The organism is Pimelobacter simplex (genome assembly GCF_900114845.1).
GTDB classification, from domain to species: Bacteria; Actinomycetota; Actinomycetes; order Propionibacteriales; family Nocardioidaceae; genus Nocardioides; species Nocardioides simplex.
This window is the reverse complement of sequence record NZ_FOUK01000006.1, coordinates 217,198-238,171: the sequence shown is the minus strand read 5'-3', so window position 1 is coordinate 238,171 and position 20,974 is coordinate 217,198. Positions and strand designations below refer to the sequence as shown.

Sequence of the window (20,974 nt, the reverse complement as noted above, 5' to 3'; positions counted from 1 at the left end):
ACTCTGCGCTCAAACCCGGCGAAGGACGGCCGTCACCTTGCCGAGGATCGTGGCGTCGGTGCCGTCGATCGGGTCGAAGGCCGGGTTGTGCGGCAGCAGCCACACCTGGCCGTCCTTGCGCTGGAACGTCTTGACCGTCGCCTCGCCGTCGATCATCGCCGCGACGATCTCGCCGTTCTCGGCCGTCGGCTGCTGCCGGATCACCACGTAGTCGCCGTGGCAGATCGCGGCCTCGATCATCGACTCGCCGCTGACCTCGAGCAGGAACAGCTGGCCGTCGCCGACCAGCTGGCGGGGGAGGGGGAAGACGTCCTCGACCCGCTCCTCGGCCAGGATCGGGCCACCCGCGGCGATCCGGCCCACGACCGGCACGTTGGCCGGGACCGGTGCGGCGTCGCCGATGCCGGTCTCGTCGTAGCCCTGGCGGTCGGGGTCCTCGACGTTGCCGATGGCGCGCCGCGCCGCCATCACCTCGGGCAGGAAGACCTCGAGCGCGCGCGGCCGGTTGGGGTCGCGCTTGAGGTAGCCCTTCTCCTCGAGGGTGCGCAGCTGGTGGGCCACGCTGGAGGTGCTGGTCAGGCCCACGGCCTGGCCGATCTCGCGCATGCTCGGCGGGTAGCCGCGCTTCTCGATGCTGTCCTTGATGTGCGCCAGGACGCGCTGCTGACGCGGGGTGAGCCCGGTCGCGTCCGGCGGGCCGTCGGGGAGCTCCGACACCCTGCTCGCCTGCTTGTCGGCCTGCTTGTCGGCCTTGCGGTCAGCCATGGGTGGGCCCTCCAGATCGGCATCGTCGCGTCCCGGCCCGGAACGGGACGGTGTACCGACGCTAACCGAAGTCGACGCCCGGTTTCAAACACGTGTTCGAACGGGCGTGTCGCCTCCTGCCCGCCCGGCCGGGCTGCACGAGGGGCCGACGAGGTTCTCGAACGAATTTTCGAACAGGGGTTGGATTTGTTCGAACACATGATCTAGTCTCGTACACACGTTCGATCGAACACCTGATCGAGACGACTTCCGTCGGACCCCCTGACTACAAACAGGGATCCGTCCACTTCCCCCGGAGGTTCACCATGAGCACCGTCACCCTTGCCCCGCGCGTCGCCCCCGCCCGCCGTACCGCCGCTGCGCCCGCCGCCGTGCGCCGTCCGGCCGGCTCGGTCCGCCTGACCCGCCGCGGCCGTCTCCTGGTCTTCGTGCTCGCGCTCCTCGCCGTCGTCGCGGCCGCCCTCTGGCTCGCCGCCGGCTCCGCCGCCTCCCGCGACGCCGGCGCCCCCGCCGAGGTCGACGTCGTCACCGTCGCCCCCGGCGACACCCTCTGGGACATCGCCAGCGACGCCGCCGCCACCACCGGCGACGACGTCCGCGACATGATGCAGCGCATCGAGCAGCTCAACGCGCTCGACGGCGGCACCGTCTACGTCGGCCAGGACCTCCGCGTCCCCGCCGAGGGCTGACACCACTGTCTTCTCCGCTGACTCGACCCCAGCGGAGTTGGGGAAGACGAGGGGCGGGATCCGGTCAACGACCTCACCGGATCCCGCCGCTCGCGTTTTTCTGGGCGCGAGCGCGTCTTCGGCGTTCCTGGACGGCAGCAAGCTGCCGGGAGAAGCCCTCGGTGTTGGTCGGCGCGAGCGCGTCTTCGGCGCTCCTGGACGGCAGCAAGCTGCCGGGAGAGCGCCTCGGTGTCGCTGGGCGCGAGCGCGTCTTCGGCGCTCCTGGACGGCAGCAAGCTGCCGGGCAAGCGCCTCTCGCCGCGCTGCCGCGCTCGCAGTTGGCGTCCGCGCGGTGCAGGGGTTGCTTGGCGGCCAGGCCGGGTGCGGGTGTCGGGCCGGCCGCACCTGCGACGAGCGTCAGCGAGCGGCGCGCTTGCCGCCCTTGGGGGCGTCGGGGTCGCGCTTGGGCTTGGGGTCCGGGGCGGCGGTCAGGCCGAGGGCGCGGGAGAAGCGGGCGGCGAGCATGAAGGCCAGGAAGAGGCACAGCATCGCGCCGGCCGAGGCGACGACCAGGAGCGCCCAGGCGCCGGTCTTGCCGTCGTGGCGGGCGGTGGCGCCGAAGTCGATGGCGGCCAGGACCAGGTACCCCCAGGCGACGAGCGCGAAGGTGATCCCGCCGGCGATCAGGAGCAGGGCAGGGCGGAACCGTGCCTTCGTCCGATCGCCGGCCCGCTTTCCTCCTGCCACGGCGGTCATTGTTGCCGATGGGTGGGTGGATCCGGTCGGCAACCCTCCGACTGGGGCGCGCGATGTCGATCCACAGGCCCGCGGAAGGGCCTCCGGAGGCCGTTTGAAGGGCCGCGAGCGCCCCTTCCGGACGACGTCCGGGCCGGCGTCCGGGTCAAATTTCGGCCCGGTTCAGGCGTGGGGAGCGGGTGCGCGCGACATGCCGCTGCGTGGTCTTGCGTCCGTCCGGCCCGGGGCGTACGGTTACCACTACATCTAGTAGTTACAAGGATGTAGTTCTCCACATATAGGTCCACAGGACCGGGTGTGAAGTACACAGGAAGACCCCCGCTTGTGCACAGGCGACGCACTGTTGTCCACAAGCATCGACTCGGGAGGAGGAACCATGCACTGTCCGTACTGCAAGCACAACGACACCAAGGTCCTCGACTCCCGGGTGTCCGAGGACGGCTGCTCGATCCGGCGTCGCCGGGTGTGCCAGTCGCCTGCGTGCGAGAAGCGGTTCACGACCGTCGAGGCCATGCAGCTGACCGTGCTCAAGCGCTCCGGCGCGACCGAGCCGTTCACGCGTGACAAGGCCGTCGCCGGCGTCCGCAAGGCCTGCAAGGGCCGCCCGGTCGACGAGGACGACCTGGCCCGCCTGGGCCAGGAGGTCGAGGACCAGCTGCGTCTCGCCGGCAGCCCCGAGATCGCGGCCCACGAGGTGGGCCTCGCGATCCTCTCACCCCTGCGCCGCCTCGACGAGGTGGCCTATCTGCGCTTCGCCTCCGTCTACCGTGGCTTCGACTCCGCGGCGGACTTCGAGAACGAGATCGCCCTGCTGCGCGCCGAGCGCCAGCTGCAGAGCGAGTCGGGCGGCGGAGCATCCGGCGGTCTCGCGACCGCCTCGGCCCCGACGGGCTGACCACGAACGCCCGGCAGGTAGTGGGGAAGCTGCCTGCCGGGCCACCACCCTTCCCCACCGCGGGCATCCACCGCCGCACCGCCGACCCCCGCCACGTCGTACACCAGGAGACCAGGAGAGTCATGACCGAGACGGCCAGCAACCCGACCGCCGCAGGCGCCGCAACCGGCAAGGGCCTGAAGATCGATCGCGTCTTCAGCACCGAGGGCGTCCACCCCTACGACGAGATCACCTGGGAGCGTCGGGACGTCGTCCAGACCAACTGGAAGACCGGCGAGACCGTCTTCGAGCAGCTCGGTGTCGAGTTCCCCGACTTCTGGTCGCTCAACGCCTCCACGATCGTCACCACCAAGTACTTCCGCGGCGCGGTCGGCACGCCGGAGCGGGAGCGTGGCCTCAAGCAGCTCGTCGACCGGGTCGTGTCGACGTACGTCAAGGCGGGCAAGGAGCACGGGTACTTCGCGAGCGCGGCGGACGCGGAGGTCTTCGAGCACGAGCTGACCTGGCTGCTCGTGCACCAGTACTTCTCCTTCAACTCCCCGGTGTGGTTCAACGTCGGCACGACCGCTCCCCAGCAGGTCTCGGCGTGCTTCATCCTCTCGGTCGACGACTCGATGGACTCGATCCTCAACTGGTACAAGGAAGAGGGCTTCATCTTCAAGGGCGGCTCCGGCGCCGGCCTGAACCTCTCCCGGATCCGCTCCTCCAAGGAGCTCCTCAGCAGCGGCGGTACGGCGTCTGGCCCGGTCTCCTTCATGCGCGGTGCCGACGCCTCGGCGGGCACCATCAAGTCCGGCGGCGCCACGCGTCGTGCGGCCAAGATGGTCGTCCTCGACGTCGACCACCCCGACATCGAGGAGTTCGTCGAGACCAAGTGGCGCGAGGAGGACAAGATCCGCGCCCTGCGCGACGCCGGGTACGACATGGACCTCGGCGGCAAGGACATCACCTCGGTCCAGTACCAGAACGCCAACAACTCGGTCCGCGTCAACGACGAGTTCATGCGCGCCGTCGAGGCCGGCACCGAGTTCGGCCTGCGCGCCCGGATGACCGGCGAGGTCATCGAGACCGTCGACGCCCGCAGCCTGTTCCGCAAGATCAGCGAGGCCGCGTGGGCGTGCGCCGACCCGGGCCTGCAGTACGACGACACGATCAACGCCTGGCACACCAACCCCGAGACCGGCCGGATCACCGCGTCCAACCCGTGCTCGGAGTACATGTCGCTCGACAACTCCTCGTGCAACCTCGCCTCGCTCAACCTGCTCAAGTTCCTGCGCGAGGACGACACCTTCGACGCCCCGCTGTTCGCCAAGGCCGTCGAGCTGATCATCACCGCGATGGACATCTCGATCTGCTTCGCCGACTTCCCGACCGAGCCCATCGGCGAGACCACCCGCGACTACCGCCAGCTCGGCATCGGCTACGCCAACCTCGGCGCGCTGCTCATGGCCATGGGCCTGGGCTACGACTCCGAGGGTGGCCGCGCGATGGCCGCGACCGTCACCTCGCTGATGACCGGTACGTCGTACCGCCGCTCGGCCGAGCTCGCCGCGATCGTCGGCCCCTACGCCGGCTACGCCCGCAACGCCGAGGCCCACCAGCGCGTGATGCGCAAGCACCAGGCGGCCAACGACGACGTCCGCACCCTCCACATCGCCGACGCCGAGGTCCACAAGCTGGCCACCGAGGAGTGGGCGAAGGTCGTCGAGCTCGGCAAGACCAACGGCTTCCGCAACGCGCAGGCCTCGGTGCTCGCCCCGACCGGCACCATCGGCTTCATGATGGACTGCGACACCACCGGCATCGAGCCCGACTTCTCCCTGGTGAAGTTCAAGAAGCTCGTCGGCGGCGGCTCGCTGCAGATCGTCAACCAGACCATCCCGCGGGCGCTGAAGAAGCTCGGCTACGACGCCGAGAAGATCGAGGCCATCGTCGCCTACATCGGCGAGCACGGGCACGTCGTCGACGCCCCCGGCCTCAAGCCGGAGCACTACGAGATCTTCGACACCGCGATGGGCGAGCGCTCGCTCAAGCCCATGGGCCACGTCCTGATGATGGCCGCCTGCCAGCCGTTCCTGTCCGGCGCCATCTCCAAGACGGTCAACCTGCCCGAGTCGGCGTCCGTCGAGGACATCGAGCAGATCTACCTCGAGTCGTGGAAGCTCGGCCTCAAGGCCACCGCGATCTACCGCGACAACTGCAAGGTCGGCCAGCCCCTCGCCGACGGCGGCGGCAAGGCCAAGAAGGACGCCGCCGACGCCGCGGACGCCGCTGCCGAGGGCAAGGTCGTCGAGAAGGTCGTCGAGAAGATCGTCTACGCCCCGACCCGCAAGCGCCTCCCCAAGTCGCGCCAGGCCCGGACGACGTCCTTCACCGTCGCCGGCGCCGAGGGCTACATGACCTCGGGTGCCCACGACGACAACACGCTCGGCGAGATCTTCCTCAAGCTCGGCAAGCAGGGCTCCACCCTGGCCGGCGTGATGGACGCCTTCTCGATCGCCGTCTCCATCGGCCTCCAGTACGGCGTCCCGCTCGAGACCTACGTCTCGAAGTTCACCAACCTCCGCTTCGAGCCCGCCGGCCTCACCGACGACCCGGACGTCCGGATGGCGCAGTCGATCATGGACTACGTCTTCCGCCGCCTGGCCCTCGACTACCTCTCCTTCGACGAGCGCTCCGCCCTCGGCATCTACTCCGCCGACGAGCGCCAGCGCCACCTCGAGACCGGCTCGTACGAGCCCGTCGAGGAGACCGGCAACGCCTCCGAACTGGTCGAGACCACCCCGGTCGCCAAGGCCGCCCCGGTCGAGGCCGAGGTCGTCGAGGTCGTCGACGAGGACCCCCTCGCCGGCGTCCCCGAGGTCAAGGTCGCCAAGACCACGGCCGAGCTCCTCGAGCAGATCACCGGGCACGCGGTCGACAGCCCGCTGTGCATGACCTGCGGCACGAAGATGCGGCCGGCCGGGTCGTGCTACGTGTGCGAGGGGTGTGGCAGCACCAGCGGCTGCAGCTGACGCTCGAGACGTTTCGCCAGGTGCGACAGGCCCGCTGCGATCCGGTTCACGCCGGAACGCAGCGGGCCTCGCTCGTGACGCGTCCGATCATGGTCCGGACGTGCATGCCGGCGAAAATGAGCGGTCCGCGGGCGACCCGGACGACACACTGTCCGTGTGTCCCTCAGCCCGCCTGATGCCTTCGCGCTCGCCGACGAGCTCGCGCAGGCCGTCGCCCACGGCGGCGCTTCGACGTGGGCGACGTGGGCGGCATCGATGGATGCCCTGTCCGGCCGTGACTGGCTGGTCCTCGACGCCGCCGCCCGCAGCTACCGCCTGCGGTCGTCGATGCCGATCTCCGGTGTCCGCGGTTGGCTCGGCCCGAACCTGACGGAGCCGAACGCGTGTGTCGCGGCCGTCACCAGCATGCACGTCGACGGACGCATCCGTGAGCGAGCGACGCTGGCGCTCGGTGAGCTCCCGGGCACGCTCGCCGTCACCGCCGCAGCCGTCCGGCTGCTCGACCACGTCGAGCAGGTCCGCGTCGCCGCCCGTCAGTCTCTTGCCGCGCTCCTCGTGAGCGACCCGCGTCCTGAACTCGCGGTTCGCGCCCTCGAGGTCGTTCTGGCCGGCCGTGACCGCCTCCAGGGAGCGGGAGCGCGCGAAGCAGTCGAGGAGGTCGCGGTGGACCTCTTCGAGGAGGTCGGGTACGTCCAGGCCCTGATGGCGGCCGGCCCCCGCGACGTACGACGGTACGGCTTCAAGGCAGCGAACGAGCTCGGTCTGCTCTCCGTGCCCCGACTCCTCGACGCAGCCCGCGACGAGGAGGACCAGCTCATCGTCGCCTGGTGCGCCGACTGGCTGTACGACCGCGGGACACCGGAGGACCTCGCAGGGCTCCTGGACGCACGCTCGGCGGTCCTCCGGCAAGCGGCCGTACTTCGGGTCGATGACACGGTGCTGCCTGATGATCGGCTTCGGTCCATGCTGGCCGATCGCGCTCCCAGGGTTCGCGAGGCCGTGCGTCATCGCGCGCGGAAGCGGGGGCTGGATCCGGCGGCCTGGTACCGGGACGCGCTCGTTGCCGACGGGCCCGCGCACCGGACCGCAGCGATCATGGACGGCCTGCTCGCCAGTGGTGGCGCGAGCGACCTGCCTTCGTTCGAAAGGGCCCTGGCGGACCCCCGGCCACGCGTGCGTTCGGCAGCGGTGCGCGGCATCGCAGCGTGGACCTCCGGTGCGGAGAAGGTCGAACGGTTGGCGCCGATGCTGACCGATTCGAGCGGCCGTGTGTCGGCAACGGTCGCGCGGGTGCTTGCTCGCGCCGGCGCACCGGAGACGGCCGCCGCCGAAGCGTGGGCGTCGCCGATGGCCGGTTGTCGCCGCGCGGCTTGGTATCTGACGCGCTCGGCCGGCGGCTGGAACGCCGTCGAGGCAGATCTGCGTCTGGCGACCGACGCCGACGCCGACCTGGCAGGTCTCGGCCGGGCGCAGGTGAGCAACTGGTTGACGACGAGAGCAGCGACCACGTGGCAGCCGTTGCCGGTCCGCCAGCGGGCCAGGATCGCCGACCTCGTCGCAGCGTGGGACGCGCCGGCGGACCTCAAGCGAACCCTGGCCTTCCACGCCGGCATCCGTCTGCGTCCCGGCGCTGACTCCGTGGCGACGGAGGAGCCTGCCCGTGTCATCGATCGCGAGCGCAGGTGGTGGTGGCGCCGGTGATCCGCGCGCACTCGTCTACGGCGTGGTGTGCGCGCTGTTCGAATGGACGCAGAGGTCAGGAGGGGGCGGGCGGCGCCGTCGGCAGCGGGGAGCGTTCTGTCGTGATGAGCAGGACCGCGAGTCCGAGGACGCCGAGCAGCATGAGTGCGGGCAGGCGAGGATCGGCAGGCTCGGCGTCGTGGTTGCGCGCCTCCTCGAGCTGCTTGGAGATCAGCGCGAGGTAGTTGTTCGCGGTCCAACCGTTGACGACCGCCTGCTGCGGAGCGCCGTCGGCCATTCCGTTGTTGCTGTCGTCGTCGGACTCGATCGTGCCGCGCGCGTTGCCGAAGGACGGCGCCTCGTCCTCCGGAGCCATCAGGAACCAGACGGCGACGGCGGCGAAGACGAGGATTCCGCCGATGATGCGGCGGGTGACGAGGTGGATGCTCACGGGGGACTCCCGATCGGGGTGAGGCTGCTGAGGGGGTGCGCCAACCTACAACGGTGGGCTCCTGCGGCGCGGCCGTTCGCCCGGGCGGTGGCCCAGGAGCCTCTTAGTCGTGGCCTACCGCGCCCGCGGCTCCGTACGGCGCCTCACCCACCACGAAGTCCCGGAACCGCGCCGCCGCCGGCTCCAGCTCCCGATCCGTCCGCCACGTCATCCCCACCGTACGACGAGCATTCGCCCCCGTGAGCGCGATGCCGTGGGTGCCGGAGAGCCCCACGAACGCCTCCGGGACGACGGCGACGCCGAGGCCCGCGGCGACGAGGCCCTCGATGGTGGCGAGGTCGGCGCTCTCGAAGGAGACGGTCATGGTGACGCCGGCGTCGGCGAGGAGGCCGTCGACGAGGGTGCGGAAGCCGAAGCCGAGGGGAGTGGTGACGAGCTCCTCGGCGGCGAGGTCGCGCAGGTCGATGCGCTTGCGGGTGCGGAGGCGGTGGGTGGGCGGGACGATGAGGACGAGGCGTTCGTGCTGGAGGGTGGTCCAGGCGTAGGCGCCGTCGGGGCGCACGGAGGTGATGGCGAGGTCGACGGCGCCGGCGGCGAGGTCGCGGCGCATGGCGTGGGCGGGCTCCTGGGAGAGCTCGACGCGGACGCCGGGCGCCTGCTGGTGGAAGCCGCGGAGGATGCGGGGGACCAGGGAGGTCGCCATCGAGTCGAGGAAGGCGAGGCGGACGATGCCGCGGTCGGGGTCGAGGCGGGCCTCGAGCTCGGTGGTCAGCTGGCGGTAGCGCGCCACGAGCTCGCGGGCGGCGTCCACGACGAAGGCACCGTTGGGGGTGGTGGTCAGGCCGTCGGGCACCCGCTCGAAGAGGCGGACGCCGAGCTCGTCCTCGGCGCGCGCGAGGGTCCGGGAGAGCGTCGGCTGGGTGACGCCGAGGATGGCCGCGGTGTCGGTGACGTGCTGGTGGTCGGCGAGCGCGACCAGCCACTCGAGGTCTCGGATGCGCACTCGATGAGGATACGCAGAACGCATGGAGATCCGCCGCTGATCGCATTGGACGCATGATCCCCGGTGGCGGCGGGTGGTCGGGTGCACGAGGGACATCTGCGGGGATCGGCCGCCTACCGCCGGATCATGGCGGCGATGGTGGGTGCGGGGATGGTCACGTTCGTCCTGCTGTACGACACCCAGGCGCTGCTGCCCGCCTTCCACGACGACTTCGGGGTGACGCCCGCGCAGGCGACGCTGTCGATGTCCCTGACCACGGCGGGCCTCGCGCTCGGCCTGCTCGTCGCCGGTCCCGCGTCCGAGGTGCTCGGCCGGACCCGGCTGATCGTCGGCGCGGTCTGGCTGGCGACGCTGGTGGCGCTGCTGTGCCCGTTCGCCTGGTCGTGGCACGCGCTGCTGGTGCTGAGGTTCGTCCAGGGCGTGGTGCTGGCGGGGCTGCCGGCGGTCGCGACGGCGTACCTCCGCGAGGAGCTGCACGCGTCGGCGCAGGCGCGGGCCGCCGGCGTCTACATCGGGGGGACGGCGCTCGGCGGGATGACGGGGCGGCTGCTGACCGCGCCGGTCACCGAGGCGCTCGACTGGCGGTGGGGCCTCGGCGCGGCCGCGGTCCTCAGCCTCGGGTGTGCGGTCGCGGTGACGGTCGCGCTGCCGCCGTCGCGGAACTTCCAGCCGCGCGCCCGCCAGCACCTCGCCCTCGGCGCCATGTCGCGCGCGGCGCTGGCCGACCCCGCGCTGCGCCGGCTCTACGTCATCGGCGCGTGCTCGGTGGGCGCACTGGTGGTGGTCTTCAACGCCCTCGGCTTCCGCCTCGTCGCGGCCCCGCACCACCTCGGCCTGGGGGCGATCAGCCTGCTCTACCTGGTCTACCCCCTCGGCACGGTCAGCGCGACGGTCTCGGGTGCCTGGGCCGACCGGGTCGGACGGCGCGCGGTGCTGCCGGTGGGATGTGCGGTCGCGATCGCCGGCGTCGCCCTGACCGTCCCGCACGGGCTGGTCGCGATCGTGGCCGGCCTCGCGTGCCTGACGACGGGCTTCTTCGTCGTCCACGGGATCGCGAGCGGCTGGGTCGCCGCGCGGGCTCACGCGGCGGGCGCGAGCGCGAGCCAGGCGGCCGCGTTCTACCTCTGCGCCTACTACGTCGGCTCGTCGGTCTTCGGGAGCCTCGGCAGCAGCGCCTGGACGGCGTACGGCTGGGCCGGTCCGGCGGTGCTGGCGCTCGGCCTGCTCGTCGTGGTCGGCGCCGCGGGCCTGAGCCTGCGGCACGTCCCGATCCTCCGGCCGGCCGTCGCGACCGCTCAGTAGCTGGAGAAGGTCACCACCGGCTCGTCGTCGACCAGGTCGACCTCGGCGGTGACGTAGAGGTCGGCCTCCTCGGTCTCGGTGGTCCAGTCGGGCGCCCCGAAGCCGTACGACGCGTCGTACTCGTAGGTCGCCGTCGCCTGCCCGGTGACGTCCGAGGAGAGCTCGGCGGGGAAGGTCCCGTCGAAGCCGTCCCAGGAGAGCGTCGGCGCGGTGGTCAGCTCCCAGCGCACGTTGCGCTGCCGGTCGCCCGAGCCGTAGCCGTCCTGCGGGCAGTCCGGCGGGTCCAGCGTCGTCGCGGCCAGGCAGCCGTCGAGCCACGTGCCGAGCGCGGTGTCGACGTGGTCGCGCAGCGCCGGCGAGGGCTGCGGCGGGTCGATCTCGGCGTAGGTGCCCCAGGTCTCGGCCGCCGGGACGACGGTCCGCCCCGAGCCGGACTCCAGCCACGCGCTCTCGCCGTAGGGGTCGAAGGCGTACGAGCCGGGCAGCGCCCAGAGGTCGACCTCCCCGCCGCTGGGCGCCTCGACCGCGACGCCGTTGACGCGCAGCGTGGTGCTCGACTCGGGGAGCGGCACGGTGACCTGGCGGGCCAGGCCGCCGTCGACCTCCCAGTCCCGGAAGAGCACGCCCCGGCGGCCGTCGGCGCGCAGCCGGAAGGTGACGTCGTCCCCGTCCGGCACGCCCTCCAGGTCGACGGTGACCGTGGCGGTGTCGCCGTCGGTCTCGACGCCGGTGATCTCGTAGCCGGTGATCCGGTCCTCGGCCTTGGCGTAGACCTCGTCGGTGAGCAGGACGGTCGTCGCATCGGTGCCCGCCGGGGCGAGCGCGAGCGCGTCGTCGGCCCGACCCGCGACGACCGCGTCGAGGTAGTCCTCCGCCCGCTGCTGCGGGTCGAAGGCGGTGGCGCCCACCACGCTCACGCCCACCACGGCGACCAGGCCGAGCCCTCCGACGACGCCGGCGCCGATCAGGGCGCGGCGGGCGCGGGCCCGGTCGGCCGGCGACATCGGGATCCGCGCGGCCGGGGCGTCCGCCGCGACCGGAGCCGGTACGGCGTGCGCCGGGCCCCGCACCAGCCGACGCCGGAGCGCCGGTGGCAGCCGCCGGCCGAGGGCGGGCGCGGCGATGCGGGACAGACCCTCGATCGCGCCGCCCCAGAGCGCGAGCACGGGGATGAGCCAGTACGCACCGTGGGCGGTGACGCCGCTGATCCCGACGGTCGAGAGGACGCAGGCGACGAGTCCCGCGCCGGCGTACGCGACCGGGAGGGCGACCCACGACGCGGGCGGGGCGAGGACGGCGGGGTCGGGGCCGCGGCGCAGGTGCCAGGCGACGGCGGCGCCGAGGGCCAGCACGATCGCGAGCAGCGGCAGGGCGAGGCCGGCGGCCCAGCCGAGGTCCCAGAGGAAGAGGTTCTCGCCGACCGCCGTCACCGCCCCGCCGTGGCCGAGCGCGAAGCCCGCGAGGGCGAGGGTGGGTCCCCACACGAGGGCGTAGAGACCTTCCTCGGGGCCGTTCTCGACGAGCACCCAGAGCGCCGCCAGCGGGGTGACGAGCACGACCCACACGAGCAGGTGCTGGGCGACGAGGTGGACGGCGCGACGTCCCTCGGCCGGGAGGAAGGGCGGCCACAGCGAGCCGTGCACCGCCTGGCGGCCGGCCATCGCCGCGGCGGCGGTGAGGACGAGGGTCGCGAAGAAGAGGCCGACCGACGCGGCGTGCATCGCCGTCCCGTCGTCGCGCATGGCCAGCAGCCGGGTCAGCACGGTGACCACGACGGCGGTCGCCCCGGCCCCGGCGAGCGCGAGCAGCGCCCGCTCCGTGGTGCTCGCGGCCGGCCGGGCCCGCTCGGCCGCGCGGGAGAGCCGGTGGACGGCGAACGCGAAGACCGCGGTCACCAGGAGCGGCGGCGCGAACAGGTCGAGCTCCAGGTCCGCGCTGCCCAGCCCCAGCGAGCCGCCCAGCGCCATCCCGACGACCTGGAAGGGCATGCCGACGAGCGTCCAGACCGCCTCGATGTCGACGGTGGACGCCGGGTCGTCGGCGGCGCCACCGCCCTCCTCGATCGCGATGGCCAGCACGAGCAGGGCCATCAGGCCGAGCGCGGAGGCCAGCGCCACCGCGTAGCCGAGCAGGGGAGCGGCGCAGGAGCGCAGCACCGCCCGCGCGGTCGGGATCGTGGTCAGGGCGGGAGCGGCCATGCCCGCATCATGACGAGCGACGCGGTCGCCGTCCGGAGAACGGCGGAAACCCCTCCGGTCGCGGAGCACTACGCTCTCGCCCCGTGACCTTTGAGAACGTGACCCTCGACCCGCAGGCCAACATCTACTTCGACGGCGCCTGCGTCAGCCACACCTTCCACCTCGCCGACGGCACCAAGAAGTCGGCCGGCGTGATCTTCCCGGCCGCGCTCACCTTCGGCACCGCGGCGCCCGAGGTCATGGAGCTCAACGCCGGCGCCTGCCGGATCCGGCTCGCGGGCTCCGAGGAGTGGCAGGAGTACGCCGCCGGCCAGTCGTTCAGCGTGCCGGGCGACTCGTCGTTCGACATCGAGGTGACCGAGACGCTGGGCTACGTCTGCCACTACGGCTGAGGCAGCCGGGCCGATCTCCTCGGGGGTCGTGCAACCTCCGAGGAGGCGCCATCCGTGTAGGAAGCATGAGACCGAAGAACCGCGACGCGGAGTTCGAGGACTTCGTCCGCCGGCGCCGCAGCCACCTGCTCGGCACCGCCATGGTGCTCACCGCGGGCGACGTCCACCTCGCCGAGGACCTGGTCCAGGGCACCCTGGTCCGGCTCTACCTCGCCTGGGGCCGGGCCTCGCGGCGCGGTGCGGTCGACGCGTACGCGCGCCGGTCGCTCGTCAACGCCTTCATCGACCACCGCCGCCGTCCCGCGGTCACCCGCGAGACGGTCACCGACACCCTCCCGGACCGGGCCGGGGTCGTCGTGGCGGAACCGGTCGACGCCGAGCTGATGGCTGCGCTGGCCGCGCTTCCGGACCGGATGCGCGCGGCCGTCGTCCTGCGTCACGTCGCCGACCTCAGCGTCGAGGACGCCGCGGACGCGCTCGGGTGCAGCGTCGGCACGGTGAAGAGCCAGACGGCACGCGGTCTCGCCAAGCTGCGGGAGCACCTCGCCCCGCAGCCCGCCACCCTCTCGGGGTCCCTGCACGAAGGAGATCAGCCATGACCGACCTCACCGACCGCCTCTCCCAGCTGGCCGCGCCCGGCGCGGAGCCCGCCGACGAGACCGTGCGGCGCGACCTGTCCCGCGGGCGCGGGGCGGCCCGCCGGCGCGCGTTCCGGCGTGGCACGGCCGGGCTCGGCCTGGCCGCCGTCGCCGTGGTCGGCGCGACCATCGCGGTCAACGCCGACCGGGCGCCGGAGCCGGCGCCGATCACGGCGGAGCCCGGCCCGAGCCAGCCCGCCCCGCGTCTGGTCGCCTACAGCGGCCAGCAGGAGCCCGGGTTCGTCGTCACCAAGGTGCCGGCGGGCTTCGTGCTCGAGGGCGCCACGGCGTACAACCTCAACGTGGCGCGCGCCGACGACCACAGCGGGCTCGACGTCTTCAGCGACAAGCTCGTCGTGATGCTCGAGTCGCAGTCGGTGACCACGCCGCCGGAGGGCCGCCCGGTCCGCGTCGGCGCGTACGACGGCCGGCTGCGCACCGTCGAGGACGGCACCCAGGTGCTGACCTACGAGGACGGGAAGCACCGCGTCGTCGTCCAGGCCTGGAAGTCCCTGGGGCTCACCGACGAGCAGGTCGTCGAGTTCGCCGAGGGCGTCACCGTCACCGCCGAGGCCCAGGCCGGCGTCGGCTGACAGACCGCGCTTCTTGACGTGGATAGTGTTTGTCCGAGTAATCTCGGACAAACACTATCCACGTTTTGGAGGTTGGCATGAGGATCGTGATCTTCGGGGCCGGGCTGATCGGCTCCCAGCTGCAGGACCGGCTGCGGGCCGGCGGGCACGACGCCGTCGCGCTGGGGCGTGAGGCGGGCATCGACACGACGACCGGGCAGGGCGTCGCCGCGGCGGTCGCGGGGGCGGACGTGGTCGTCGACCTGACGAACTCCCCGTCGTGGGCCGACGACGACGTCCTCGCGTTCTTCCGCGACTCGACCGCGCACCTGGTCGCCGCCGAGGCCGCGGCCGGGGTGGGGCACCACGTCATCCTGTCGATCGTCGGGGCCGACCGGCTCACCGACGCCGGCTACATGCGGGCCAAGCTCGCCCAGGAGGCCGGCGTGCGGGACGGCGCGGTGCCGTACACGATCGTGCGGTCCACGCAGTTCTTCGAGTTCATCGCGGGGATCGCCGACGCGGGCACCGACGGCGCCACCGTCCGCGCGACGCCCGCGCACCTGCAGCCGATCGCCTCGCGCGACGTCGTCGCCCGGCTCGCCGAGGTCGTCACGGGGGCGCCGGTGGGCGGCACGGTCGAGATCGCCGGGCCCGAGCCGCTCGGCATCGACGAGCTGGTCCGGCGCTGGCTGGCCGCGACGGGGGATGGCCGGACCGTGGTCAGCGACCCGCAGGCGGGCTACTTCGGCGCCGTCCTCGACGACGCCGCGCTCACGCCGACGCCCGGCGCGGGTGCCTGGCTGGCGCCGACGACGCTCGACGGCTGGCTCGCCGACCGCGCCTGAGCCGGGCGCGGTGCGCCGCTAGGGTGGGTCGCCGTGAAGCTGTCGGGCGGGGTCGAGTGGGCGCTGCACTGCTGCGTCGTGCTCAGCCGCGCGTCCGCGCCGGTGCCGAGCGCGCGGCTCGCCGAGCTGCACGGCGTCTCGAAGACCTACCTCGCCAAGCACCTCCAGGCGCTCGCCCGGGCCGGCCTGGTCCGGGCCGCCGAGGGGCGGGACGGCGGCTACGCGCTCACCCGGGAGCCGGCGGCGATCACCGTCCTCGACGTCGTCGAGGCGATCGACGGCGACCAGCCCGCCTTCCGCTGCACCGAGATCCGGCAGCAGGGCGAGCTCGCGCTGCCGCCCGAGGAGTGCCGGGTCCCCTGCGGCATCGCCCGGGTGATGGCCGAGGCGGAGCGGTCCTGGCGCCGCTCGCTGGCCGGGACGACGATCGCCGACCTCGGCGCCTCGCTCGACCCCGCCCGCCTCGACCGGGTCCTCGGCCGCGGGTGAGGCGCAATCGACATCGATTCCCATTCCCGTGTGGTCGAAAGCAGGTGACCACCTCCCGATGATGGGAGCGTGGCGAAGCGGCGGATGACAGTGGAGCAGTACTCGCGGGAGCTGGGCGTCAACCTCCAGCGGGCGCGAGCGGCCAAGGGGCTGAGCCAGGAGCGGGTCGCGCACCTGGCCGGGATCGCGGGCTACACGTACCAGAAGTTCGAGAAGGGCGAGTCCCGCCCGGGGCGTCCGATGAACCCGCAGCTCTTCACCCTGCTCGCGCTGAGCGAGGTGCTCGAGGTGCCGGTCGTCGACCTCCTCCCCGAGCGCCTGCCCGACCTCGAGCTGTGACGCACGTCCGCCCGGCGCGCTGCGCCGGGCGGACGTCGTCGGCGCGGCGGGATCAGGCCGCGTCGACCAGGGCCGGCTCGGCCTCGCTCGCCGGGACCGAGGCGTCGCGCGTCCGGCTGCGCCGCTCGAGCACCAGCCCACCGATGGCGACCAGCGCGCCGACCGCGCTGACCGCGGCGGCGAAGGCCAGCCCTGGCCGGTAGCCGTCGAGCAGGGCGGCGGGTGAGGTCGCCTCGCCGGCTCCGGAGGCGATGATCGCCGTGGTGACGGCCAGCACGATCGCGGCACCGACCTGCATCGAGGTCTGCAGGACGCCGGCGGCGAGCCCCTGCTCGTCGTCCTCGATCCCGCTGGTGGCCTGGATGTTGATCGCGGGGAAGCCGACCCAGCCGATGCCGATGAGCAGCAGTGCGGGCAGCAGCATCCCGACGTACGACGGCGCGGTGTCGAGGCGCAGCGCGAACAGGACGTAGCCCACCGCCATCACCGACATGGTCACGGCGATGATCGGCCCGGTGCCGAAGCGGTCGACGAGCTTGTCGGAGAAGATCGCCGACGCGGTCACCATGAGACCGATGGGCAGCAGGGCGAGGGCGAGCTCGAGCGGGCTCCACCGCAGGCCGTCCTGCAGGAACAGCGTCACGATGAACTGCCAGCTGAAGTAGGACCCGCCCACCGCGACGATGGCGATGCTGGCCCGGACCAGCGTCGCCTTGCGCAGGATCCCGAGCCGGATCAGCGGGTGCGCGATCCGCCGCTCGATGGTCACGAACGCGGCGAACAGCGCGGCCACGCCGGCGAACGAGAGGATCGTGCGCGCCGACGACCAGCCCACCTCGGGGGCCGAGACGACGGTGTAGACGAGCAGCAGCATCGCGGCGCCCGACGTCAGCGCGCCGAGCAGGTCGTGGCCGCCCTCCTCGGCGGCCTCGTCGCGCGGCACCAGGAAGTACGCCGCGACCAGCGCGAGCAATGCGATCGGGACCGGCAGCAGGAACGTCCAGCGCCAGCCGAGGCCGGTCATCAGGCCGCCGAAGAGCAGGCCGGACGAGTAGCCGCCCGCGCCGAAGACGGTGTAGATCGACAGCGCCTTGTTGCGGGCCGGGCCCTCGGCGAAGTTGGTGGTGATGATCGAGAGGCCGGTGGGGGCGGTGAACGCCGCGGCCAGGCCCTTGATGAAGCGGGTCGCGATGAGCAGCGGACCCGAGCTGACCAGGCCGCCGAGCAGCGAGGCGACCGCGAAGACGGCGAGCGCGACGAGGAAGACGCGGCGCCGGCCGAGGAGGTCGGCCGTGCGTCCGCCGACGAGGAGCAGGCCGCCGTACCCGAGGACGTAGCCGCTGATCAGCCACTGGAGGGAGGACGTCGAGAGGTCGAGCTCGGCGCCGATCGACGGGAGGGCCACGCCGACCATCGAGACGTCGAGGCCGTCGAGGAAGAGGACGACGCACAGGGTCATCAGCAGGCCCCAGGTGCGCCGGGACCAGCGGACCGCGCCCGCAGACGCGGGGGGAGTGAGGGAGGTCGAGGACATGGGACAGAAGGCTTCCATGCACACGCATTCAATGCAAGCGCAAATAATGCGTTTGCATAAAATTTGCCTGCTGGCTAGGATGCGGGCATGCCGAAGGCCGCCGTCGTCCCGAGCCCCCTGGTCGCCGAGTGGCGCCAGCTGCTCGACCGGCACGCCGCGGTGAGCTGTGCGCTCGAGAAGGCGCTCCAGGACCGGCACGGCATCGGGCTCAGCGAGTTCGAGACCCTCGACCGGGTGGTCGACGCCAACTGCGGCAAGTACCGCATGGCCGAGCTCGCCGGCGACATCCACCTCAGCCAGAGCGCCCTGTCCCGGGCGATCACCCGGCTCGAGAAGGACGGCCTGGTCTCGCGCTCGGCGTGCGAGAACGACCGGCGCAGCGTCTTCGTCTGCCTGACCGAGAAGGGGCACGAGGTCTACGACGCCGCGCTGCCCACCCACCGCGAGGTGCTCGCCAGCAGCTGGGCCTAGAGCAGCGCCCGCAGGCGGGGGAGGGCCTGGGTGTCCGAGGGCAGCCAGTCGACCGAGCCGAGGGTGTCGGCGCTCAGCCAGCGCAGCTCGTCGTGGTCGCTGCCCGCCCGGGGCAACTCGCCGGGGGCCACGACGGCGAACAGCAGGGCCAGCTCGTAGCGCTCGTCGATCGGCCAGCGCCCGCCCGCCGCGTCGCGGAGCTCGGCGCCGACCTCGATCGCGGCGCCCAGCTCCTCGGCGACCTCGCGGACCAGTGCCGCGGCCGGCGTCTCGCCGGGCTCGACCTTGCCGCCCGGGAACTCCCAGCGCCCGGCGATCGCCTCCGGGCGGGTACGACGGCACGCGAGCACCCGGGACGGCGCGCCCAGGTCGTCGACCAGGATCGCGCCGACGACGAGGCGGCGGTGGGGCACGGCAGCGCGGACCGTCAGCCGCAGTTGTCGCAGATGCCGGTGGCCGGCAGCGCCATGAAGCAGGTCGGGCAGATCGCGACGACCGGCTCCGGCTTCTCGGGCTTGGCCGGCGCCTTGGGCGCGGCCACCCGCTTGGGCTTCACGGGGGCGGCCGGGACCAGGCTCTCCTGGACCACGGGCGCCTCGACCACCGGCGGGACCCAGCCCGGCGGGGGCGGGTCGGTGATGCCGAAGCGGTCGAGCACCTCGCGGGCCGCCGGGGTGGGCTGGTGCTTGGGGCGGGTCACGATGTCGAAGGGGGACGAGGCGCCCTCGAGGAAGGTCTGCGCGTCGGGGCGCAGCGTCGGGGGCAGCCGGCGGTGCCGCCAGCGCTGCGGCGTGGCGCCCTTCTGGGTGATCGCGACGAGGTCGGGCCGCGCCCAGCCGACGAGGGCCCAGTCGTCGTGGTGGCTGGTGGCCCAGACGGCGACCGCGTGGTCGCCGGCCTCGGCGGCGGCCCGCAGTGCGATCCGCTCCGGGTTGGAGAAGCGTCCCTTGACGTGGAGCACCCCGGGAAGGGGCTCGGAGACGTCGTACTCCTCTCCCTTGAGCTGGTCGATCAGGGCGGCGAGTGCGGGTTCGGGCGTGTTCTCCATGGCGTCGACCCAGCCTAGGGCATCGTGGGTCGGGTGAGTGTGCCCCTGGTGGTCGTGATGGGTGTCTCCGGCTCGGGAAAGTCGACGGTCGGTGCCGCGCTCGGGCAACGTCTCGGCGTGCCGTTCGCGGACGCCGACGACTTCCACCCACCCGAGAACATCGCCAAGATGGCCGCCGGCCACGCCCTCGACGACACGGACCGGCACCCGTGGCTCGAGGCGATCGGCGGCTGGCTCGCCGACCACGACGCCGCCGGGGGCGTGATCAGCTGCTCGGCGCTCAAGCACGTCTACCGCGACCAGCTGCGCCGGCACGCGCCCCGGTCGTGGTTCGTCCACCTCGACGGCACCCATGACGTGATCGCCCGGCGCCAGGCCAGCCGGCCGGGCCACTTCATGCCGACGTCCCTGCTCGACTCGCAGTTCGCGACGCTCGAGCCGCTCGCCGCCGACGAGGCGGGGTTCGTGGTCGACGTCGACCAGAGCGTCGACGCGATCGTCGACCAGGTCGTCGCGGAGCTCGGCCGGTGAGCGACCTCGTCGACCCGGTCGCCTCCGAGGGGCGGCTGCTGCTCGCCGCGCTCCTCGGCATCGCGGTGATCGTCGTCCTCATCATCGTCGCGCGGCTGCACCCGTTCCTCGCCCTGACGGCGGGCGCGCTCACCGTCGGCGTGACCGCCGGGGTCGGCGTCCAGACGGCGCTCGACAGCTACACGGCGGGCTTCGGCTCGACGGCCGCCGGCGTCGGCATCCTCATCGCGCTCGGCGCCATGTTCGGCAAGCTGCTCGCCGACAGCGGCGGGGCCGACCAGATCGTCGACACGATCATCGGCCACTCCTCGCCGCGCGCACTGCCGTGGGCGATGGCGGTCGTCGGCGCGATCATCGGCCTCCCGATGTTCTTCGAGATCGGCCTCGTGCTGCTGATGCCGGTGATCTACCTGGTCGCTCGCCGCTCGGGGCAGTCGCTGGTCACCATCGGCATCCCGGCGCTGGCCGGCCTGTCCGCGATGCACGGCCTGGTCCCGCCGCACCCGGGACCGCTCACCGCGATCGACTACCTCGACGCCAACCTCGGCACCACCCTCGCGCTCGGCGTCGCGGTCGCGATCCCCACCGTCATCATCGCCGGGCCCGTCTTCGGGCTGGTCGGCCGCTACGTCGTGATCGGCGTGCCGGAGCACTTCGAGGGCCGCCCCGACGAGGACTCCGCCACGCGTCCCTCGTTCGCCGTCACCCTCGCCTCCGTGCTGCTGCCCGCCGTGCTGATGATGGGCAAGGCGCTCGCCGACATCTTCGTGGACGACGAGGGGTCCGCCGTCCGCCGCACGCTCGACGTGCTGGGGACGCCGCTCATCGCGCTCCTCATCGCCGTCGTCGTCGGCATGTTCACCCTCGGCCTCGGCTCCGGCATGGGCCGCGACGGCGTCGGCAAGTCGCTCGAGTCGTCGCTGCCCGGCGTCGCCGGCATCCTGCTCATCGTCTCGGCGGGCGGTGGCTTCAAGCAGTCCCTCGTCGACACCGGGATCGGCACCCTGGTCGCCGAGAAGGTCGCCGACAGCAACATCTCGGTGCTGCTGCTCGCCTGGTTCGTCGCCGTCCTCATCCGGCTCGCCACCGGCTCCGCGACGGTCGCCACCGTCACCGCCTCCGGCCTCCTCGCCCCGCTCACCGCGCAGCTCTCCACCGGCGAGGTGTCGCTGATGGTGCTCGCGATCGGCTCCGGCTCGGTGTTCTTCTCGCACGTCAACGACGCCGGGTTCTGGCTGGTCAAGGAGTACTTCGGGATGACCGTCGGCCAGACCCTCAAGACCTGGTCGGCGATGGAGACGCTGCTGTCGGTGACCGGGCTGGTGTTCGTGATGGCGCTCAACCTGGTGATCTAGGCGGCGCGGGCCGGACGGTCCACAC

At 72.6% G+C, this 20,974-nt stretch carries 22 protein-coding genes; 14 read left to right on the top strand and 8 right to left on the bottom strand.

The annotated features are described in order from the left end of the window. Positions 1-9: 9 nt before the first annotated feature. Entirely contained in the window at positions 10-765 is a 756-nt protein-coding gene (gene lexA, locus BM223_RS23315) for a transcriptional repressor LexA (RefSeq protein ID WP_038677183.1), read from the bottom strand. Between the two features lie 305 nt (positions 766-1,070). Between lexA and BM223_RS23310 the strand changes: the two genes are divergently transcribed. Beyond that, positions 1,071-1,454, top strand: a complete 384-nt coding sequence (locus BM223_RS23310) for a LysM peptidoglycan-binding domain-containing protein (protein ID WP_038677184.1) — start codon at positions 1,071-1,073, stop codon at positions 1,452-1,454. A 396-nt stretch (positions 1,455-1,850) separates the two neighbouring features. On the opposite strand, the gene BM223_RS23305 is transcribed toward BM223_RS23310, so the two are convergent. Beyond that, positions 1,851-2,180, bottom strand: coding sequence for a hypothetical protein (locus BM223_RS23305; protein ID WP_141267125.1), 330 nt, complete (start codon positions 2,178-2,180; stop codon positions 1,851-1,853). Positions 2,181-2,565: 385 nt separating this feature from the next. Here BM223_RS23305 and nrdR point away from each other — a divergent pair, with 385 nt between their 5' ends. The 3 genes from nrdR (at position 2,566) to BM223_RS23290 (ending at position 7,799) form a co-directional block, all read left to right on the top strand. After that, positions 2,566-3,084, top strand: a complete 519-nt coding sequence (nrdR, locus tag BM223_RS23300) for a transcriptional regulator NrdR (protein ID WP_038677186.1) — start codon at positions 2,566-2,568, stop codon at positions 3,082-3,084. Positions 3,085-3,206: 122 nt separating this feature from the next. Continuing rightward, positions 3,207-6,098: a vitamin B12-dependent ribonucleotide reductase gene (locus BM223_RS23295; RefSeq protein ID WP_038677188.1), complete on the top strand. Its 2,892-nt coding sequence runs from the start codon at positions 3,207-3,209 to the stop codon at positions 6,096-6,098. 156 nt (positions 6,099-6,254) lie between these two features. Beyond that, positions 6,255-7,799 (top strand): hypothetical protein, encoded by a 1,545-nt coding sequence (locus tag BM223_RS23290; RefSeq protein WP_052138287.1) that lies wholly within the window; start codon positions 6,255-6,257, stop codon positions 7,797-7,799. Between the two features lie 55 nt (positions 7,800-7,854). On the opposite strand, the gene BM223_RS23285 is transcribed toward BM223_RS23290, so the two are convergent. Beyond that, on the bottom strand, positions 7,855-8,229 hold the full coding sequence (locus tag BM223_RS23285) for a hypothetical protein (RefSeq protein ID WP_038677189.1): 375 nt from the start codon (positions 8,227-8,229) through the stop codon (positions 7,855-7,857). Positions 8,230-8,332: 103 nt separating this feature from the next. Beyond that, on the bottom strand, positions 8,333-9,232 hold the full coding sequence (locus BM223_RS23280) for a LysR family transcriptional regulator (protein WP_038677190.1): 900 nt from the start codon (positions 9,230-9,232) through the stop codon (positions 8,333-8,335). A gap of 81 nt (positions 9,233-9,313) precedes the next feature. Between BM223_RS23280 and BM223_RS23275 the strand changes: the two genes are divergently transcribed. Beyond that, positions 9,314-10,534: an MFS transporter gene (locus BM223_RS23275; protein ID WP_038683607.1), complete on the top strand. Its 1,221-nt coding sequence runs from the start codon at positions 9,314-9,316 to the stop codon at positions 10,532-10,534. Here BM223_RS23275 and BM223_RS23270 read toward each other — a convergent pair. Next, positions 10,528-12,732 carry a hypothetical protein gene (locus tag BM223_RS23270; RefSeq protein ID WP_038677191.1) on the bottom strand — a complete coding sequence of 735 codons (2,205 nt, stop codon included), beginning with the start codon at positions 12,730-12,732 and terminating at the stop codon, positions 10,528-10,530. The two genes, BM223_RS23275 and BM223_RS23270, sit on opposite strands and share 7 nt — an antisense overlap. Positions 12,733-12,815: 83 nt before the next feature. Between BM223_RS23270 and ppnP the strand changes: the two genes are divergently transcribed. From ppnP to BM223_RS23240, 6 genes are all read left to right on the top strand, one after another. Then, positions 12,816-13,124, top strand: coding sequence for a pyrimidine/purine nucleoside phosphorylase (gene ppnP, locus BM223_RS23265; RefSeq protein ID WP_038677192.1), 309 nt, complete (start codon positions 12,816-12,818; stop codon positions 13,122-13,124). 65 nt (positions 13,125-13,189) lie between these two features. Further along, entirely contained in the window at positions 13,190-13,723 is a 534-nt protein-coding gene (locus BM223_RS23260; RefSeq protein ID WP_038677193.1) for a SigE family RNA polymerase sigma factor, read from the top strand. After that, positions 13,720-14,355 (top strand): hypothetical protein, encoded by a 636-nt coding sequence (locus BM223_RS23255; protein ID WP_038677194.1) that lies wholly within the window; start codon positions 13,720-13,722, stop codon positions 14,353-14,355. Before BM223_RS23260 ends, BM223_RS23255 begins: the two co-directional genes overlap by 4 nt. A 77-nt stretch (positions 14,356-14,432) precedes the next feature. Further along, the gene (locus BM223_RS23250; RefSeq protein ID WP_038677195.1) at positions 14,433-15,182 is read left to right on the top strand and encodes an SDR family oxidoreductase; all 750 of its coding nucleotides are present in this window, start codon (positions 14,433-14,435) and stop codon (positions 15,180-15,182) included. Positions 15,183-15,215: 33 nt separating this feature from the next. Then, positions 15,216-15,671: an RrF2 family transcriptional regulator gene (locus BM223_RS23245; RefSeq protein ID WP_038677196.1), complete on the top strand. Its 456-nt coding sequence runs from the start codon at positions 15,216-15,218 to the stop codon at positions 15,669-15,671. Between the two features lie 69 nt (positions 15,672-15,740). Continuing rightward, positions 15,741-16,010 carry a helix-turn-helix domain-containing protein gene (locus BM223_RS23240; protein WP_235319154.1) on the top strand — a complete coding sequence of 90 codons (270 nt, stop codon included), beginning with the start codon at positions 15,741-15,743 and terminating at the stop codon, positions 16,008-16,010. Positions 16,011-16,062: 52 nt separating this feature from the next. Here the strand turns inward: BM223_RS23240 and BM223_RS23235 are convergent, their stop codons facing one another. Next, the gene (locus BM223_RS23235) at positions 16,063-17,544 is read right to left on the bottom strand and encodes an MFS transporter (RefSeq protein ID WP_052138289.1); all 1,482 of its coding nucleotides are present in this window, start codon (positions 17,542-17,544) and stop codon (positions 16,063-16,065) included. 87 nt (positions 17,545-17,631) lie between these two features. Here BM223_RS23235 and BM223_RS23230 point away from each other — a divergent pair, with 87 nt between their 5' ends. Beyond that, complete coding sequence (locus tag BM223_RS23230) at positions 17,632-18,015, top strand: MarR family winged helix-turn-helix transcriptional regulator (RefSeq protein ID WP_038677198.1); 384 nt, start codon at positions 17,632-17,634, stop codon at positions 18,013-18,015. Here BM223_RS23230 and BM223_RS23225 read toward each other — a convergent pair. Continuing rightward, entirely contained in the window at positions 18,012-18,428 is a 417-nt protein-coding gene (locus BM223_RS23225; RefSeq protein WP_038677199.1) for a (deoxy)nucleoside triphosphate pyrophosphohydrolase, read from the bottom strand. The genes BM223_RS23230 and BM223_RS23225 overlap by 4 nt on opposite strands. Positions 18,429-18,442: 14 nt before the next feature. Next, positions 18,443-19,063 (bottom strand): hypothetical protein, encoded by a 621-nt coding sequence (locus BM223_RS23220; protein ID WP_038677200.1) that lies wholly within the window; start codon positions 19,061-19,063, stop codon positions 18,443-18,445. Positions 19,064-19,120: 57 nt separating this feature from the next. On the opposite strand from BM223_RS23220, the gene BM223_RS23215 reads away from it, so the two are divergent. Together BM223_RS23215 and BM223_RS23210 are read left to right on the top strand one after the other, a co-directional pair. Further along, a complete protein-coding gene (locus BM223_RS23215) occupies positions 19,121-19,594 on the top strand; it encodes a gluconokinase (protein WP_141267133.1) in 474 nt (157 codons plus the stop codon). Beyond that, entirely contained in the window at positions 19,591-20,949 is a 1,359-nt protein-coding gene (locus BM223_RS23210) for a GntP family permease (protein ID WP_038677203.1), read from the top strand. The genes BM223_RS23215 and BM223_RS23210 overlap by 4 nt, the downstream gene beginning before the upstream one ends. The last annotated feature ends 25 nt before the right edge of the window (positions 20,950-20,974 follow it).